Origin of the sequence: Pseudomonas sp. R38(2017) (assembly GCF_002112395.1) — a bacterium.
Classification (GTDB): domain Bacteria; phylum Pseudomonadota; class Gammaproteobacteria; order Pseudomonadales; family Pseudomonadaceae; genus Aquipseudomonas.
This window is the reverse complement of the sequence record NZ_NEHN01000001.1, coordinates 175,581-192,598: the sequence shown is the minus strand read 5'-3', so window position 1 is coordinate 192,598 and position 17,018 is coordinate 175,581. Positions and strand designations below refer to the sequence as shown.

At 62.0% G+C, this 17,018-nt stretch carries 14 protein-coding genes and 1 pseudogene; 9 read left to right on the top strand and 6 right to left on the bottom strand.

The genetic code is table 11. From position 1 onward, the window contains the following. The first annotated feature begins 132 nt into the window (after positions 1-132). Genes CAF87_RS00825 through CAF87_RS00815 form a run of 3 tightly spaced genes read left to right on the top strand, consistent with a single transcriptional unit; the run spans position 133 to position 3,717 of the window. Positions 133-1,050 (top strand): putative 2-dehydropantoate 2-reductase, encoded by a 918-nt coding sequence (locus tag CAF87_RS00825; protein WP_085730255.1) that lies wholly within the window; start codon positions 133-135, stop codon positions 1,048-1,050. A 45-nt stretch (positions 1,051-1,095) separates the two neighbouring features. Next, on the top strand, positions 1,096-3,132 hold the full coding sequence (locus CAF87_RS00820) for an ATP-binding protein (protein ID WP_085730254.1): 2,037 nt from the start codon (positions 1,096-1,098) through the stop codon (positions 3,130-3,132). Between the two features lie 3 nt (positions 3,133-3,135). Then, positions 3,136-3,717 carry a cob(I)yrinic acid a,c-diamide adenosyltransferase gene (locus CAF87_RS00815; protein WP_085730253.1) on the top strand — a complete coding sequence of 194 codons (582 nt, stop codon included), beginning with the start codon at positions 3,136-3,138 and terminating at the stop codon, positions 3,715-3,717. Positions 3,718-3,756: 39 nt separating this feature from the next. Here CAF87_RS00815 and CAF87_RS00810 read toward each other — a convergent pair whose 3' ends face one another. From CAF87_RS00810 to secA, 4 genes are all read right to left on the bottom strand, one after another. Next, a complete protein-coding gene (locus CAF87_RS00810) occupies positions 3,757-4,701 on the bottom strand; it encodes a Nudix family hydrolase (RefSeq protein ID WP_085730252.1) in 945 nt (314 codons plus the stop codon). Next, the gene (locus tag CAF87_RS00805) at positions 4,698-5,330 is read right to left on the bottom strand and encodes a glutathione S-transferase family protein (RefSeq protein ID WP_085730251.1); all 633 of its coding nucleotides are present in this window, start codon (positions 5,328-5,330) and stop codon (positions 4,698-4,700) included. Before CAF87_RS00805 ends, CAF87_RS00810 begins: the two co-directional genes overlap by 4 nt. A 62-nt stretch (positions 5,331-5,392) precedes the next feature. After that, entirely contained in the window at positions 5,393-6,610 is a 1,218-nt protein-coding gene (gene argJ, locus CAF87_RS00800) for a bifunctional glutamate N-acetyltransferase/amino-acid acetyltransferase ArgJ (RefSeq protein ID WP_085730250.1), read from the bottom strand. Positions 6,611-6,732: 122 nt separating this feature from the next. Further along, positions 6,733-9,471: a preprotein translocase subunit SecA gene (secA, locus tag CAF87_RS00795; RefSeq protein ID WP_085730249.1), complete on the bottom strand. Its 2,739-nt coding sequence runs from the start codon at positions 9,469-9,471 to the stop codon at positions 6,733-6,735. 307 nt (positions 9,472-9,778) lie between these two features. Here secA and CAF87_RS00790 point away from each other — a divergent pair, with 307 nt between their 5' ends. Next, positions 9,779-10,234: a DUF721 domain-containing protein gene (locus CAF87_RS00790; RefSeq protein WP_085709608.1), complete on the top strand. Its 456-nt coding sequence runs from the start codon at positions 9,779-9,781 to the stop codon at positions 10,232-10,234. 23 nt (positions 10,235-10,257) lie between these two features. Here CAF87_RS00790 and CAF87_RS00785 read toward each other — a convergent pair whose 3' ends face one another. Beyond that, positions 10,258-11,745 carry a helicase HerA-like domain-containing protein gene (locus CAF87_RS00785; protein ID WP_085730668.1) on the bottom strand — a complete coding sequence of 496 codons (1,488 nt, stop codon included), beginning with the start codon at positions 11,743-11,745 and terminating at the stop codon, positions 10,258-10,260. Between the two features lie 188 nt (positions 11,746-11,933). Between CAF87_RS00785 and CAF87_RS29620 the strand changes: the two are divergent. The 5 genes and pseudogenes from CAF87_RS29620 to CAF87_RS00765 form a co-directional block, all read left to right on the top strand. Then, positions 11,934-12,965 (top strand): annotated as a pseudogene (locus tag CAF87_RS29620) (cache domain-containing protein); the annotation flags it as partial. Between the two features lie 93 nt (positions 12,966-13,058). Next, positions 13,059-13,823 carry a methyl-accepting chemotaxis protein gene (locus CAF87_RS29615; protein WP_371320922.1) on the top strand — a complete coding sequence of 255 codons (765 nt, stop codon included), beginning with the start codon at positions 13,059-13,061 and terminating at the stop codon, positions 13,821-13,823. A 158-nt stretch (positions 13,824-13,981) separates the two neighbouring features. Then, the gene (locus tag CAF87_RS00775; protein WP_085730247.1) at positions 13,982-15,094 is read left to right on the top strand and encodes a glycosyltransferase family 1 protein; all 1,113 of its coding nucleotides are present in this window, start codon (positions 13,982-13,984) and stop codon (positions 15,092-15,094) included. After that, complete coding sequence (locus CAF87_RS00770; RefSeq protein WP_085730246.1) at positions 15,087-15,863, top strand: DUF2334 domain-containing protein; 777 nt, start codon at positions 15,087-15,089, stop codon at positions 15,861-15,863. Before CAF87_RS00775 ends, CAF87_RS00770 begins: the two co-directional genes overlap by 8 nt. Next, on the top strand, positions 15,860-16,858 hold the full coding sequence (locus CAF87_RS00765) for a lysylphosphatidylglycerol synthase transmembrane domain-containing protein (protein WP_085730245.1): 999 nt from the start codon (positions 15,860-15,862) through the stop codon (positions 16,856-16,858). Before CAF87_RS00770 ends, CAF87_RS00765 begins: the two co-directional genes overlap by 4 nt. Here the strand turns inward: CAF87_RS00765 and CAF87_RS29175 are convergent. After that, positions 16,842-17,018 carry a hypothetical protein gene (locus tag CAF87_RS29175; RefSeq protein ID WP_170929622.1) on the bottom strand — a complete coding sequence of 59 codons (177 nt, stop codon included), beginning with the start codon at positions 17,016-17,018 and terminating at the stop codon, positions 16,842-16,844. The two genes, CAF87_RS00765 and CAF87_RS29175, sit on opposite strands and share 17 nt — an antisense overlap.

Below are 17,018 nucleotides of genomic sequence, written 5' to 3'. Positions count from 1 at the left end.
TCCAATAAAAAGGCGCGCTCGTTCAGGACGCGGCGCGCTTGGCTTGCGGTTAAAATCGGGCTCATTATAACGGGTCTTTTCCCACCGACACGGCGAGCCTTGCATGCCTGTACCTTACCGAGTGAAAAACTGATGTCCACCCCCTGGCACATCCTCGGCGCCGGAAGTCTCGGCACCCTCTGGGCCACACGCCTGGCCCGGGCCGGATTGCCGGTCCGGCTGATCCTGCGCGATATCGACCGCTTGCATGACTATGCGACGGCGGGCGGCCTGACCCTGGTGGAACAAGGCGTGGCCAGCAGTTATGCCATCCCCGGCGAAACGCCGGACAGCCCCGGACCGATCCGTCGCCTGCTGGTGGCGTGCAAGGCCTACGATGCCGAAAGCGCCGTGGCCGGTGTCGCTCATCGTCTGGCACCGGACGCAGAACTGATTCTTCTGCAAAACGGCCTCGGCAGCCAGGAAGCGGTGGCCGCGCAAGTCCCGCAGGCCCGCTGCATCAGCGCCTCCAGCACCGAAGGCGCGTTTCGCGACGGAGATTGGCGCGTGGTGTTCGCCGGCCACGGTTACACCTGGCTCGGCGATGCTGGCCATCCCGTGGCACCGTTCTGGCTCGACGATCTGGAGATGGCCAGGATCCCCCATGAATGGAGCGCCGATATCCTCACGCGTCTTTGGCGAAAACTGGCGCTCAACTGTGCGATCAATCCGCTGACGGTGTTGCACGACTGCCGCAACGGCGGATTGCAGGAACACCACTGCGAAGTTGCCACCTTGTGCGCCGAGCTGACCGAGTTGCTCGAACGTTGCGGCCAGCCTGCGGCGGCGGACAACCTGCAACAGGAAGTCGAACGGGTGATCCAGGCCACGGCGGCGAATTTCTCCTCCATGTATCAGGACGTGGCCAATAAACGCCGCACAGAAATCAGCTATCTGCTCGGACATGCCTGCAAGGTTGCAGAGCGCCATCAGTTGAACCTGCCGCATCTCAAACAATTGCAGCAACGGCTGACAGCCCATCTGCACAGTCTCGGATTGCCCGTCGCCTGAGCAGCGGCTACGCTGCCCACTTGTTCCTTTGTTGCGATAAGCCCGATGCCATTGCGCCAGCGCCTCGAAAACCTGCCGGTCGGCCAGAAACTGCTGGCCGCCCTGCTGGTGCTGTTGACCACCGTGTTACTGGTCGCCAACCTGACCTTCATCAGCGCCGCCTATTACATTTCCCAGGAAAGCATGGCGCCCCAGGCGCTGCAGACCATTGGCCGTCTGGTGGCGAACCCGAGCCTGATCGCCGAAGCGCTGCAATCACCGCAGAGCGCCGAACGCCTGCTCAAGGAGCTCGACAGCTACTCGCCGCTGCGGGCGGCCGCCCTGTATGACGGCAAGGGCGACCGCATCGCGCAGGTGCAACGCGGCGACAAGCTCAATCTGCCGGAGCGCTACCGGCACATCGAAGCCTGGCAACTCACCGAGTTTCGCAGCAATCAATTGATCACCCTGCCCCGTCCCGGCGCTGCGCCGGGTCATCTGCTGTTGGTGGCCAGCAGCGAACTGCCGATGGCGTTCTACACCGGTACCCTGACGGCGAGCCTGGGGATCCTGATCTTCAGCGTGCTGTTGTGGCTGGTGATTGCCCGGCAGATCAAACGCCTGATCACCCGGCCAATCCACGAACTCGAAGAGCTGTCCCGCCAGGTGACTCGCGAGGAGAACTACGCCCTGCGCGCTTCCCGTGGCAACCACGACGAAATCGGCAGTCTGGCCGAGGCCTTCAACACCATGCTTTCACGCATCGAGGCGCGGGAGCAGCAGCTCAAGCGCGCCCGCGATGACTCGCAAGCCGCTTACGATCAGGCTCAGGGGCTGGCCGAAGAAACCCGCCACACCAACCGCAAACTGGAGCTGGAAGTCCAGGTGCGCAGCAAGATCGAGAAGAAACTCACCGGTTTCCAGAACTACCTCAACAGCATCATCGACTCCATGCCTTCGGCGCTGATCGCCCTCGACGAGCAGCTCTACGTCACGCAATGGAACCAGGAAGCCAGCGCCCTCTCCGGTACCCGGCTGGACGAAGCACTGAATCAGCCGATCTTCCTCGCGTTTGAACCGCTCAAGCCATTCCTGCCGCAGCTCAAGCAGACCGTCGAACAACACACCGTGGCGAAAATCGAGCGGGTGACCTGGTTCAAGGACGACGAGCCCAAACATTACGCCCTGACCTTCTACCCGCTGATGGGCGGTGCCGGGCGCGGTGTGGTGATCCGGATCGACGACATCACCCAGCGCCTGTCACTGGAGGACATGATGGTGCAGTCGGAAAAAATGCTCTCGGTCGGCGGCCTCGCCGCCGGCATGGCCCACGAAATCAACAACCCGCTGGGGGCGATCCTGCACAACGTGCAGAACATTCGCCGGCGTCTATCGCCCGACCTGCCGAAAAACCTCGAGCAAGCCGAACAACTGGGCATCGAGCTGGAGACCGTGAACCGTTACCTGCAAGGCCGGGAGGTCCCGCAACTGCTCGACGGCATCCAGCAGGCCGGTGCCCGGGCGGCAAAGATCGTCACCCACATGCTCAGTTTCAGCCGCCGCAGCACCCGGCAGATGGCACCGTGCGACCTGCCGGCGCTGATCGATCAAGCCGTGGAAATCGCCGGTAACGACTTCGACCTGGCCATCGGCTTCGACTTCAAGGGCCAGGCAATCATCCGTCAGTTCGACCCGGCGCTGGGACCGGTTCCGGGCACCGCCAACGAGCTGGAACAAGTGCTGCTCAACCTGCTGAAAAACGCCGCGCAGGCGATTCACCTGCGCGAAGACGACAGCGAGCCGGGGCGAATCATCCTGCGCACCAGACTCAATCCGCCATGGGCCGAAATCCAGGTCGAAGACAACGGCATCGGCATGAGCGAGAACGTGCGCAAACGCACCTTCGAGCCGTTCTTCACCACCAAGGAAATCGGCCAGGGCACGGGGCTCGGACTGTCGGTGTCGTACTTCATCATCACCAACAATCACAAAGGGCAGATGGAAGTGCAGTCGGCACCGGGGCAAGGCACTTGCTTCACCCTGCGCCTGCCGCTCGCGCAACCGACACCCATCGCCGCCGAAACCAATCAAATACCGAGGTAAACCATGGGCTTTCGCTTGTCGAAGATCTACACCCGCACCGGCGACAAAGGCGAAACCGGCCTCGGCGATGGTCGCCGCGTCCCCAAGGATCATCCGCGCATCGAGGCCATTGGCGAGGTTGACACCCTGAACAGTCAGGTCGGCGTACTGCTGGCCGGGTTGCTCGCCGAATGCGAAAACTGCCCCGGACTCAGTGAATTGATCGACGTGTTGGCGCCCTGCCAACATCGACTGTTCGACCTGGGTGGCGAGCTGGCGATGCCGGAATATCAGGCGCTGAACACCGCAGAAATCGAACGGCTGGAAGCCGCCATCGATGCGTGGAACGAGGAATTGGGGCCGCTGGAGAACTTCATTCTGCCCGGCGGTTCGATGCTGATTGCCCAGGCTCATGTCTGCCGCAGCCTGGCGCGCAGTGCCGAGCGACGTTGTCAGCATTTGAATGCGATCGAACCGTTGGCCGGGGTTGGCCTGGCGTATATCAATCGCTTGTCGGATCTGTTGTTTGTAGCGGCGAGGCTGATTGCGCGCCGCCAGGGCATTGCTGAAATTCTGTGGCAACCGGCGGCAAAACCCGAAAACTGATCACTCCCACGCCTGGCGCGGGAGTGATCGGATGCCCATTCAGGCCTCAGGCCAGAACGCCCGAATCCCCGCCACGCCCTGAGCCCCGGCATTCCACGCTTTCTCGCGCTCCGCAGGGCCAACGCCACCCAACAGAAATACCGGTTTGCTGAAGCCTTCGATCAGTGTCGAAGCCTGTTCCCAGCCCAGCGGCTGCGCATCCGGATGAGTCAGGGTCGGCTGCACCGGCGACAGGGTGACGAAATCCACGCCCATCTGCTCGGCCAGCGCCAGTTCTTCAGCATCGTGGCAGGACGCTGCCAGCCAGCGCTCCGCCGGTAGCGGACGCCCCGCTGCCGCGTACTTGCGCAGTTGCGCCGAGGTGATGTGCCAACCGGCGGACGGGAAATCGCCCAGCCATTCAAACGGGCCCTTGATCATCAACTGTGCCTTGCCGGCACACAGGCCCACAGCGTCCACCGCCAGATCGCGATACTTCGGGTCATAACCATTGGGCGCACGCAGCTGGATCAGCTTGATGCCACCGGCAATCGCTTTCTGGATACCGCGCAGCAAGGCCGGGGCTTCCAGGTCTTCCGGGGTAATCAGGTATTCAGCTGGCAGACGTGCCGCCGCCACGATCGGCTGGTTGGCCGCCGGGAACTCGTAGTTCGTCAGTTCCCTGGCCGACACCCAGGCCAATGGCTGGCCTTCGGCGCCGTGGGGTTCGCCGGTGAAGCTTGAGACTTCCCAAACATCCAGCAACACCTGCTTGTCCGGGTAATCATGACGAACCTTGATCATCGGGCGAGCGGCGCCGACGACAATGCCCAGTTCTTCGTGCAGCTCACGGGCCAGCGCGGTCTGCACCGACTCTTCGGCTTCGACCTTGCCACCGGGAAACTCCCAGAGACCACCCTGATGCTGAGTGTCAGCCCGGCGGGCGATCAGAATCTTGCCGCTGCCGTCACGAATGACGGCGGCGGCGACGTGTACACGTTTCACGACTGCAATTCCTCCAGTCCAGCCTTTTGCCAGGCCTTGAAGGCCGGCCATTGGTAGACGGTTTCAACATAGGCTTCATCTTCGGCCGGCAACTTCACCTGATAGGTGCGCAGACGTACGGCAATCGGTGCGAAGAACGCATCGGCCAGCGACACCCGACCAAACAGAAACGGCCCGGCCTCGGTCGCCGCCGCACGGCATTCGGCCCACAGCGCAAGCATGCGCTCGACATCGACCTTCACTTCCGGCGGTACCGGATTGAGCGGTGCGTCGTGGCTCAGGTTGAACGGCATGTGATTGCGCATGGCAAAGAAGCCGCTGTGCATCTGCGCGCAGGCAGAACGTGCCTGGGCACGAGCAGCGATATCAGTCGGCCAGAGTTGCTCGGAAGGAAACTGCTCGGCCAGGTATTCGGCAATCGCCAGGGAGTCGGCGATGGTGCCTCGTGCGGTGGTCAGCAGCGGCACCTTGCCGGTGGGCGAATGCTTGAGCAGGCGCTCGCGGGTATCGGGCTTGCCGAGCTTGATCAGCTCTTCGGTGTAGGGCGCGCCGGTCAGTTCAAGCGCCAGCGCCGCGCGCAGGGACCAGGAGGAAAGCAGTTTGTCGCCGATGATCAGGTGAAGGCTCATGTTCGGGTCCTTTCATGGGACAGAAGAAAAGGAGGTCCGCAGACCTCCCTCTTCGGCAGGGATCAGGTGCGGTATTCGGCGTTGATCTTCACGTACTCGTGGGACAGGTCGGTGGTCCAGATGGTTTCGCTGCAATCGCCGCGACCCAGTTCGATACGGATGGTGATTTCTTCCTGCTGCATCACTGCCGAACCCTGGGCTTCGGTGTAAGTCGCGGCGCGGGCGCCACGGCTGGCGATACACACGTCGCCGAGGAACACGTCGATCTTGCTTACGTCCAGATCCGGCACGCCGGCACGACCGACAGCGGCGAGGATACGGCCCCAGTTCGGGTCGGAGGCGAACAGTGCAGTCTTGATCAGCGGCGAGTGGGCCACGGTGTAACCGACGTCCAGGCATTCCTGGTGATTGCTGCCGCCGTTGACTTCAACGGTCACGAACTTGGTCGCGCCTTCGCCGTCTCGCACGATGGCCTGGGCCACGTCCATGCACACTTCGAACACGGCCTGTTTCAGCTTGGCGAAAAGCTCGCCTTCGGCACGGGTGATTTCCGGCAGCGCAGCCTTGCCGGTGGCAATCAGCATGCAGCAGTCGTTGGTCGAGGTGTCGCCGTCGATAGTGATGCGGTTGAACGATTTGTTGGCGCCGTCCAGCATCAGGTTGTGCAGCACGTCGCGGGAGACTTTGGCGTCGGTGGCGATGTAGCCAAGCATGGTGGCCATGTTCGGACGAATCATGCCCGCGCCCTTGCTGATGCCGGTGACGGTGATGGTCACGCCGTCATGCTGGAACTGGCGGCTGGCACCCTTTGGCAAGGTGTCGGTGGTCATGATGCCGGTGGCGGCGGCTTCCCAGTTGTTTTCCGACAGATCGTCCAGCGCGGCCTGCAAGGCGCCTTCAATTTTCTCGACCGGCAGCGGCTCACCAATCACGCCGGTGGAGTACGGCAGGATCTGGCTGGCATCGACGCCGGTCAGTTCCGCCAGTTTGGCGGTGGTGCGCTCGGCGGCAGCCAGGCCCGGCTCGCCGGTGCCGGCGTTGGCATTGCCGGTGTTGGTCAACAGGTAGCGCACAGCGTTCTGCACGCGTTTCTTGGCCAGGATCACCGGTGCTGCACAGAAAGCGTTCAACGTGAACACGCCCGCCACGGTCGAACCTTCGGCGCAACGCATCACGACGACATCCTTGCGCCCAGGGCGCTTGATGCCGGCCGAAGCGATACCGAGTTCAAAACCGGCAACCGGGTGCAACGTTGGCAAAGGACCAAGACCAACAGCCATGAATGCGCTCCTTACTCAATGATGTCAGCACCGCCAAGCGTAGTGGCGGTGGTGTAAATGGCAAAACGCCGCGACGGCTGGTGCCGGTCGCGGCGCGGGTATTTCAGCGATTGAAACGGGTTTTACTGGATCTGCCCGTGGCAATGCTTGAATTTCTTGCCCGAACCGCAGTAGCACAGTTCGTTGCGGCCCAGCTTCTGCTCGTTGCGAACCGGTGCGGTGGCCAGGGCCACATCGACCTCTTCACCGACCAGTGCTTCCGGCTGCTCCAGCCCCGGGGCTTCGGCGTGTTCGAACTGCATGCGAGCGGCCAGTGCCTCGGCTTCCTGACGCAGACGCGCCTCTTCCTCGGCCGGATCTTCGCGGCGAACCTGAACGTGCGACAGCACACGGATCGAGTCGCGCTTGATCGAATCCAGCAGCTCGGAGAACAGCGTGAAGGACTCGCGCTTGTATTCCTGCTTCGGGTTCTTCTGCGCATAACCACGCAGATGGATGCCGTGACGCAGGTGATCCATGGTCGACAGGTGGTCTTTCCACAGGTCGTCCAGCACGCGCAGCACGATTTGCTTCTCGAAGGAGCGCAGTGCGTCGGCACCGGCCTGGTCTTCTTTTTCGTTGTACGCGGCGATCAGCTCGTTCATCAGCTTCTCGCGCAGGGTTTCTTCGTACAGGTGATCGTCTTCGTCGAGCCATTGCTGGATCGGCAGCTTCACGCCGAAGTCGCTGGCAATCGCGGCTTCCAGACCGGCCACGTCCCACTGCTCAGGCAGCGATTGTGGCGGAATATGCGCACTGACGGTGGCGTTCAGGACGTCCTGACGGAAATCAGCGATGGTTTCGCCGATGTTGTCTGCGGCCAGCAACGTGTTGCGCATGTGATAGATCACTTTACGCTGCTCGTTGTTGACGTCATCGAATTCCAGCAGTTGTTTACGAATGTCGAAGTTGCGACCTTCAACCTTGCGCTGGGCCTTTTCGATGGCGTTGGTCACCATGCGGTGCTCGATCGCTTCGCCAGGCTGCATGCCCAGGGCCTTCATGAAGTTCTTCACCCGGTCGGAGGCGAAGATGCGCATCAGGCTGTCTTCCAGCGACAGATAGAAGCGGCTGGAACCGGCATCACCCTGACGGCCGGCACGGCCACGCAACTGGTTATCGATACGACGGGACTCGTGACGCTCGGACGCGATCACCTGCAGACCGCCGGACTCCAGCACTTGCTGGTGACGCTTCTGCCAGTCAGCCTTGATCTGGGCGATCTGCTCAGGGGTCGGGTTTTCCAGCGACGCCACTTCCACTTCCCAGTTGCCGCCCAACAGGATGTCGGTACCACGACCAGCCATGTTGGTAGCGATGGTCAGTGCACCCGGACGCCCCGCCTGCGCAATGATTTCAGCTTCTTTTTCGTGGAACTTGGCGTTCAGAACCTTGTGTTCGATGCCTTCCTTCACGAGCAATGCGGACATGTGCTCGGAGGTTTCGATGGTCGCAGTACCCACCAGCACCGGACGGCCGGCGGCCATGCTTTCCTTGATGTCGTTGACGATTGCCGCGTACTTCTCTTCGGCGGTCAGGAACACCAGGTCGTTGTAATCCTTACGGGCCAACGGTTTGTTGGTCGGGATGACGACGACCTGCAGACCATAGATCTGATGGAATTCGAACGCTTCGGTGTCCGCAGTACCGGTCATGCCGGACAGTTTTTCGTACAGACGGAAGTAGTTCTGGAACGTGGTCGATGCCAGGGTCTGGCTTTCGGCCTGGATGTTCAGGTTTTCCTTGGCTTCAATGGCCTGGTGCAGGCCTTCGGACAGTCGACGACCCGGCATGGTACGACCGGTGTGTTCGTCGACGAGTACGACCTGACCGTCCTGCACGATGTATTCGACGTTGCGGTTGAACAGTTTGTGTGCACGCAGGCCGGCGTAGACGTGAGTCAGCAGGCTCAGGTTGTGCGCCGAGTACAGGCTCTCGCCCTCGGCCAGCAGACCGATGCTGGTCAACTGGTCTTCGATGAACTGGTGACCGGCTTCGTTGAGTTCGACCTGACGGGTCTTCTCGTCGACGGTGAAGTGACCTTCCTGGGTGACTTCGCCTTCGACTTCTTCGACGTGCAGCTTGAGTTTCGGGATCAGTTTGTTGATCTCGATGTACAGCTTGGAGCTGTCCTCGGCCTGACCGGAAATGATCAACGGAGTACGTGCTTCGTCGATGAGGATGGAGTCGACTTCGTCGATCACGGCAAAGTTGAGTTCGCGCTGGAATTTCTCTTCCATGCTGAACGCCATGTTGTCGCGCAGGTAGTCGAACCCGAATTCGTTGTTGGTGCCGTAAGTGATGTCGGCAGCGTAGGCGGCGCGTTTCTCTTCCGGCGGCTGGAACGGCGTCACGATGCCGACGCTCAGGCCGAGGAATTCATACAGCGGGCGCATCCAGTTGGCGTCACGGCGGGCCAGGTAGTCGTTCACGGTCACAACGTGCACGCCCTTGCCGGACAGCGCGTTGAGGTAAACGCCCAGTGTACCCACCAGGGTCTTGCCTTCACCGGTACGCATTTCGGCGATCTTGCCTTCGTGCAAGGTCATGCCGCCGATCAACTGAACGTCAAAGTGACGCATGCCCATGACGCGCTTGCCGGCTTCGCGGGCGACCGCAAACGCTTCGGGCAACAGCTTGTCGAGGGTTTCCCCTTTGGCGATACGGTCCTTGAACTCGGCAGTCTTGGCGCGCAGTTGATCGTCCGAAAGAGCGACCATCTTCTCTTCGAAGGCATTGACGAGCTGCACCGTCTTGAGCATGCGTTTGACTTCACGCTCGTTCTTGCTTCCAAAAAGTTTCTTTAACAAAGGCGCAAACATATCGGCAGGATCTTCCACACTAAAGGGATGGAGGGCGGCCCCGTGAGTCGCCCGTGCAGCCCTCATGGCCGCATGCGAACGAGCATTCTACCCGGAAACGGTGGTGAGGAAAGTGGCGATATTCCACGATGCTGGCACTGCGCTTTGACGGGGCTCACTTAAAATAGGGGCGTTTTGCTCAACTTCAAGCCGTTGGAGGCAGAAGTTAGTCGTTGATTTAATGGGCAAAGCAGGGACAAAAGCAATGGGCGAGTGAAATGGGTGCTATCTGCTACCATGGCGCCTCTGTAACTTCAGGTGTTGGATCATGGCATTTCGCCCTCTTACAGCCAGAGCGCCCGCCGTTCTGCTACGCGAAGCCAGGCCGTTGAAAGCCATCCTCGGCCATGCTCAACGCCTGGCCCATCTGCAGCGTCTGCTCGACAGCCAGCTGCAACCCGCCGCCCGCGAGCACTGCCATGTGGCCAAGTGGCGCGAAGGCGAACTGTCGCTGGTGGTCACCGATGGTCATTGGGCCACACGTCTGCGCTACCAGCAAAAACGCCTGCTGCGGCAATTGCAGATGTTCGACGAGTTCGCCGGCCTGACGCGGATCAAGTTCTCGGTGCGACCGCCCGTCATCCAGCCCAGAGCAGCCGGACACACGATGGATCTGTCGACGGATGCCGCGGCGACCATTCAATCCACCGCCGACGGGATCAGCGATCCGAGCCTGCGGGCGGCGCTGGAGCGTCTGGCAGCGCACGCCAAGGCCAAATCCTGACCCTGGCCCGCCCGCAACAGTTCTTAGCGGCGCTTGCTGCCTCCGAGCAACGATCCCATTAATCCCCGCACCAACTGCCGGCCCAACTGGTTCGCCGCCTGACGCATCGCCGACTTCAATGCCTGCCCTGCGGCAGTACCGAGAAACTCCCCGGCCTTGTCCGCCAGACTTGGTTCCGCCGCTGCAGGTTTGCCAGGTATCGCCTCGGCTTCAGGCCCAAGGTTCTTGCGTCCGGTGAGAATTTCATAAGCCGACTCCCGGTCGATCGGCTTGTCATAACGCCCCTTGAACGGCGACCCGGCAATCAGCATCGTGCGTTCGGTCTCGGTCAACGGCCCGATCCGCGATTGCGGCGGCGCTACCAACACCCGCTGGACCATTTCCGGCGTGCCTTTTTCCTGCAGGGTGCCGACCAGCGCCTCGCCGATCCCAAGCTCAGTCAACACCGACAACGTATCGAACGCCGGATTCGGCCGAAAACCGTCCGCCACCGCCCGCAGGGATTTCTGTTCCTTTGCGGTGAATGCGCGCAGACCGTGCTGGACCCGCAGGCCCAGTTGCGCCAGCACATCGTCCGGCAGGTCGCCCGGCGACTGAGTGACGAAATACACCCCGACGCCCTTGGAACGGATCAGCCGCACCACTTGTTCCAGACGTTCCTGCAAGGCTTTTGGCGTATCACCGAACAACAAGTGCGCTTCGTCGAAGAACAGCGCCAGCAGCGGTTTATCGGCATCGCCACGTTCCGGCAGTTGCTCGAACAGCTCGGCCAGCAACCAGAGCAGGAACGTCGCGTAGACCTTCGGCGCTTCATGCACCAGACGACTGGCATCGAGCAAATGAATCCGTCCGCGACCGTCAGCGGCCGGTTGAAGAATGTCTTCCAGTTGCAGTGCCGGCTCACCGAACAAGGCTTCGGCGCCCTGCTGCTCCAGGATGGCCAGACGCCGTAACAGCGCCTGGCTGGAACCGGTGGTGAACAACGCGGCGTCTTCGCCGAGCAGCTGCGGGTTGTCCTTGAGGTGGTTGAGAAGCGCTTTCAGGTCTTTCAGATCCAGCAGCAACAGGCCTTCGCGGTCGGCGACCTTGAACGCCGCGTACAGCGCCGACTGCTGGCTGTCGGTCAATTCCAGCAAGGCGCCGATCAGCAGCGGCCCCATTTCGCTCAGCGTGGTGCGCAGCGGATGACCGGACTCGCCGTGAATGTCCCACAAGGTCACGGGATAAGCCTGAGGCTTGTAGTTGAGCCACTGCATGCCGGCGATGCGTTCGGCGACCTTGCCCTGAGGATTGCCGACAGCACCGAGGCCGCACAGGTCACCCTTGATGTCGGCCGCGAACACCGCGACCCCGGCGTCACTGAACGCTTCAGCCAGCCGTTGCAGGGTGACGGTCTTGCCGGTGCCAGTCGCGCCGGCCACCAGTCCGTGACGGTTGGCCAGGCGCATCGCCTGGGCGATCGGTTGCCCGGCGAGATCGGCCCCGATAATGAGTTGCGAAGAGTCAGGCATTTGGTCACCCAATAGTTAATCTTTGTCGAGCATGGCCGATAGAGAGAAGTGAGAGACCGGATCAAAAGTCCGGTCCGTGATTTCCCTAAGGAGAGACGGAAATATCACTCAGCCTTCACACCTGCCCATTTTGCGCGCCTTTATAAAAGCACGCCCTGGACATTAAGACCTTAGCGGAACCCCAAGCCATGAACAAAAATCTACGTTTCAGCCATAAAATTTTGCTTGCCGCCGCCCTCATCGTCATTGCCGCCTTCGCCTCGTTCACGCTGTACAACGATTGGCTGCAGCGCAACGCGATCCGCGATGACCTGAACAACTACCTCAATGAGATGGGCGAAGTCACTGCCGACAACATCCAGACCTGGCTCAGCGGGCGAATCCTGCTGATCGAAAACGCAGCCCAAAACATCGCCATCAACCCCGAGCCTGCCGCGGTCGCGAGCCTGCTGGAACAGAAAGCCCTGACATCGACGTTCATGGCTTCGTACCTCGGCGACGCCACCGGCCACTTCACCATTCGTCCGGATGCGAAGATGCCGGACGGTTTCGATCCACGGGTCCGCCCTTGGTATAAAGGCGCGGAAAGCAGCAGCACCTCGACCCTGACCGAACCGTACATCGACGCGGCGACCGGCCAGACCATCATTTCCATCGCCACTGCCGCGAAAAAGGCCGGTCAGAGCGTCGGCGTGGTGGGCGGCGACCTGAGCCTGCAAACCCTGATCGACACCCTCAGCGCCCGGGATTTCTCCGGCATGGGCTACGCGTTCCTGGTCAGCGCCGACGGCAAGATCCTGGTGCATCCGGACAAGGCGCTGGTAATGAAGTCGCTCAAGGAAGCCTATCCGCAGGACACCCCGCGCATCAGCAGCGATTTCAGTGAGGTCACTGTCGACGGCAAGACCCGCATCGTCACCTTCGCCCCGATCAAGGGCCTGCCATCGGTGAACTGGTACATCGGCCTGTCGGTAGACAAGGACAAGGCCTTTTCCATGCTCAGCGAGTTCCGCACCTCCGCCGTGGTGGCGACGGTCATTGCCGTGGCGATCATCATCGCCCTGCTCGGCATGCTGATCCGCCTCCTGATCCAGCCGCTGCACGTCATGACCCGCGCCATGGAAGACATCGCCGATGGCGAAGGCGATCTGACCAAGCGTCTGACCATCCAGAACCAGGACGAATTCGGCAAGCTCGGCACAGCGTTCAACCGCTTTGTAGAACGCATTCACGGTTCGATCCGCGAAGTGTCGTCGGCCACCGGGCAGGTCAACGAAGTCGCCCTGCGCGTGGTCGCGGCTTCCAACTCGTCGATGTACAACTCCGACCAGCAAGCCTCGCGCACCAACAGCGTAGCCGCCGCGATCAACCAGCTCGGCGCCGCCGCCCAGGAAATCGCCCGCAACGCCGCACAAGCCTCGACCCAGGCCAGCGACGCACGTGGCCTGGCCGAAGACGGTCAGCAAGTGGTGGATCGCAGCATCAAGGCGATGAATCAGCTGTCGAGCATGCTCAGCGCATCGAGCAGCAACATCGAATCGCTGAACAGCAAAACCGTGAACATCGGCCAGATCCTGGAAGTGATCACCAGCATCTCCCAGCAGACCAACCTGCTGGCGCTCAACGCAGCCATCGAAGCCGCACGGGCTGGCGAGGCCGGTCGCGGTTTCGCGGTGGTGGCTGATGAAGTTCGCAACCTCGCCCACCGCACCCAGGAATCGGCGCAACAAGTGCAGACCATGATCGAGGAGCTGCAGGTCGGTGCCCGTGAGTCCGTCAGCACCATGAGCGACAGCCAGCGCCACAGCCAGGACAGCGTGGAAATCGCCAACCTCGCCGGTGAACGCCTGAACAGCGTGACCCAGCGCATCGGCGAGATCGACGGCATGAACCAGTCGGTCGCCACCGCGACCGAGGAACAGACCGCCGTGGTCGAGTCGATCAACGTGGATATCACCGAGATCAATACGCTGAACCAGGAAGGTGTCGAGAACTTGCAGGCGACGTTGCGTGCCTGCTCAGATCTGGAGCAGCAGGCTTCGCGCTTGAAGCAACTGGTTGGCAGCTTCCGGATTTAACGCCGTTCTGCCGGTCGTCTTCGTCGTTCACAACTATCCGACGAAGACGACCGACAATCCCTCCGAAACCGGCCTTGCACCCCACCGCGAAACCCCGACCGAACATCTATTCTTGATAACGGTCAACCAAGGGAGATCAACGCGGAGGGACGTTCACCGTGCATATCGCTGACATCACCATGTTCTACGCCCCGGCCAGCGGCGGCGTGCGCACCTATCTGGATGCCAAGCACCGTCGGCTGGGGGTCAAGCCCGGCATCCGCCACAGCCTGCTGATCCCCGGGGCGGATTTTGGTGAGTCTGACGGCGTTTATACAGTTCCCGCCCCTGCCCTGCCATTCGGCAAAGGCTATCGTTTTCCCCTGCGCCTGGCCCCTTGGCGAAACGTTTTGCAGGATCTGCAACCCGATCTGATCGAAGTCGGCGACCCGTACCTCACCGCCTGGGCTGCGCTCGACGCGCGCCGGCAACTGGACGTGCCGGTGATCGGCTTCTATCACTCCGACCTGCCGCTGCTGGTGGGCAACCGCATGGGCCACTGGGTCACGCCGAATGTCGACGCGTATGTGCGCAAGTTGTACGGCAATTTCGACCGGGTGCTGGCGCCCAGCCAGGTAATGGCCGACAAGCTCAGCGGGCTGGGCGTGCGCAACGTCTTCGTGCAACCGCTGGGCGTTGACCTGCACACCTTCCACCCGGATGCCCGCGATACCGGGTTACGCAGCGAGCTGGGGATTGCCGAGGACACGCGCCTGCTGATCTTTGCCGGTCGCGGTTCCAAGGAGAAAAACCTGCCGGTGCTGCTCGATTGCATGAAACGCCTGGGCCCGCGTTATCACCTGTTGCTGGTCGGCTCGTCGATGCCGGCGTCCGTCCCGGACAACGTCAGCGTGATTGACCGGTTCTGCCCGGCCGCGCAGGTCGCGCGGCTGATGGCCAGTGCCGACGCGCTGATCCACGCCGGCGATCAGGAAACCTTCGGTCTGGTGATTCTGGAGGCGATGGCCTGCGGCATCCCGGTGGTGGCGGTGGCGGCCGGGGCGTTCGAGGAAATCGTCAGCGAATCCTGCGGCCTGCTCTGCGCGCCGAACAATGCGCAAGCCATGGCCAATGCCGTGCGCGAACTGTTCAGTCGCGGGACTGGCGTACTCGGGCAACAGGCACGCCAGCATGCCGAACGGCATTACGCCTGGGACACGGTCGTCGACAGCCTGCTGGGGCATTATCACGCCGTACTCGGCGATTCGGTTCCACGGGTGGCCAATGGCTGAATCTCACGAGCGTCCGGCGCTGATGCTGGTGCTGCATGACGTGGCGCCCTCCACGTGGGCCGATTATCGAGCCTTCGTCGAAGCCGTTGACCGGTTGGGCAATGTCCCGATGACGTGGCTGGTGGTTCCGGACTTCCATCGACGCGAGGCACTTGAAGGCCATCCAGCGTTTTGTCGAATGCTCGACGAGCGCGTCGCACGCGGTGATGAACTGGCCCTGCACGGCCACTTTCATGAAGATACCGAGCCCAGCCCGCGCACGGCGCGCGACTGGTTCATGCGCCGGGTCTACACCCATGAAGGCGAGTTCTATCAGCTGTCCCGGGAAGCCGCCCTCGCCCGCCTGCGCCCGGGCATCGATCTGTTTCGGCGCCACGACTGGCCGCTGCACGGTTTCGTCGCCCCCGCCTGGTTGATGAGCGCCGGCACGCGCCAGGCACTGCGCGAATTGCCGCTGCGCTACACCAGCGACCCGCAGCATCTTTATCACTTGCCGGAGTTCACCGCGGTCGAAGCCCCGGGACTGGTCTGGAGCGCACGCAGTGCCTGGCGTCGCGGCATGTCGAAGGTCATCAGCGAACAGCGGGAACAGCGCTGGCGTCAGGCGCCGGTGATTCGTCTAGGCTTGCACCCGGTGGACATGCGCCACCGGTTTTCCCGGGATTACTGGTGGCGCACCCTTGAACGATTGCTGGCGGACGGACGCGTGCCCATGACCAAAATCGACTGGCTGACGCGCCAGCGCACTCAAGCCGAGCGTGCCGCTTGAGCCGCGGCATTCTGTTGCTGATCGGCCTGCTGGTGGCCGTGGCAGTTCCCGTTCTGCTCGGGGGCGGCGAGACGTGGGAGCGCCTGCAGGCCTTTCCGCTGCGCTGGCTATTGATCATGTTCGCCATGGTTCTGCTGTGCTGGGGCATCAACACCTTGCGTCTGCGGCTGTTGCTCGGCGATCAGCGTGACCGGGTCACGCCCGTCAAAAGCCTCGGGGTGGTGATGGCTGCCGAATTTGCCTGGTGCGCCACGCCCGGCGGCAGCGGTGGGCCGTTGACGATCATGGCGCTGTTGGCCCGCAGCGGCGTGCGCCCGGCCCGGGGCAGCGCCGTGTTTGCGATGGATCAGTTGAGCGATCTGCTGTTTTTTCTCTGCGCCCTGATTGGAATTCTGATCTACGCGTTGTTCCAGCATCTCAGCGACCGTATGGAATGGTTGCTGATCGTCAGTGCGATGTCGTTGACCGGTGGCCTGTTCAGTTGCGTGCTGGTCGCGCGCTATCACCGTCGCTTGATCCGCCTGAGCGGGCGCCTGCTGGCCGGGATGAACGTCGAACCCCGCACTCGACGGCGTTGGGCGCGGCAGTTGCTGCATTTTCTGGCCGCTTTCACCGATGCACTGAAATTGCCGTGGCAGACACTGATCAAGGTGTTCGTCCTGACCTGCGTGCATTGGTCGCTGCGATACAGCGTGCTGTACCTGGCGTTGCGCGGGCTGGGGGCGGACGTGCAGTGGGCCTGGACGTTTCTGATCCAGATGCTTTCGCTGGGTGCGGGGCAATTCAGCCTGTTGCCGGGCGGTGCCGGTGCGGCGGAATTAACCTCGGCGGCGCTGCTGGCGCCGATGGTCGGCAAATCGACCGCGGCGGCGGCGATCCTGATCTGGCGGGTGGTGACGTATTACTTCTATCTGCTGGTCGGTGGCCCGGTGTTTCTATTGATGCTGGGCCGGCCGTTGCTGAAAAAACTGCTGAGCGTCAGGCAGGCTTCTTGAGGTCATCTTCTTCGTCCTTGAGTTGTTCCCACAGTTCGGCAGCGCCGGGAAACTCCGTGCCATCCTCCGGGCTCAGGTCATCCGGGTCATAGCGGCTCAGGCAGCCCTCGCCGAGGGTGGCGGGTGCCTTGGAAGTGGCTTTGTCCAGTGGATCGCTCAT

Excerpts from the sequence above, each read along its gene's own strand:
- CAF87_RS00825 (WP_085730255.1), top strand. The coding sequence starts at position 133 with ATGTCCACCCCCTGGCACATCCTCGGCGCCGGAAGTCTCGGCACCCTC.
- CAF87_RS00820 (WP_085730254.1), top strand. The coding sequence starts at position 1,096 with ATGCCATTGCGCCAGCGCCTCGAAAACCTGCCGGTCGGCCAGAAACTG.
- CAF87_RS00815 (WP_085730253.1), top strand. The coding sequence starts at position 3,136 with ATGGGCTTTCGCTTGTCGAAGATCTACACCCGCACCGGCGACAAAGGC.
- CAF87_RS00805 (WP_085730251.1), bottom strand. The coding sequence starts at position 5,330 with ATGAGCCTTCACCTGATCATCGGCGACAAACTGCTTTCCTCCTGGTCC.
- argJ (WP_085730250.1), bottom strand. The coding sequence starts at position 6,610 with ATGGCTGTTGGTCTTGGTCCTTTGCCAACGTTGCACCCGGTTGCCGGT.
- secA (WP_085730249.1), bottom strand. The coding sequence starts at position 9,471 with ATGTTTGCGCCTTTGTTAAAGAAACTTTTTGGAAGCAAGAACGAGCGT.
- CAF87_RS00790 (WP_085709608.1), top strand. The coding sequence starts at position 9,779 with ATGGCATTTCGCCCTCTTACAGCCAGAGCGCCCGCCGTTCTGCTACGC.
- CAF87_RS00785 (WP_085730668.1), bottom strand. The coding sequence starts at position 11,745 with ATGCCTGACTCTTCGCAACTCATTATCGGGGCCGATCTCGCCGGGCAA.
- CAF87_RS29615 (WP_371320922.1), top strand. The coding sequence starts at position 13,059 with ATGTACAACTCCGACCAGCAAGCCTCGCGCACCAACAGCGTAGCCGCC.
- CAF87_RS00770 (WP_085730246.1), top strand. The coding sequence starts at position 15,087 with ATGGCTGAATCTCACGAGCGTCCGGCGCTGATGCTGGTGCTGCATGAC.
- CAF87_RS29175 (WP_170929622.1), bottom strand. The coding sequence starts at position 17,018 with ATGAGCGATCCACTGGACAAAGCCACTTCCAAGGCACCCGCCACCCTC.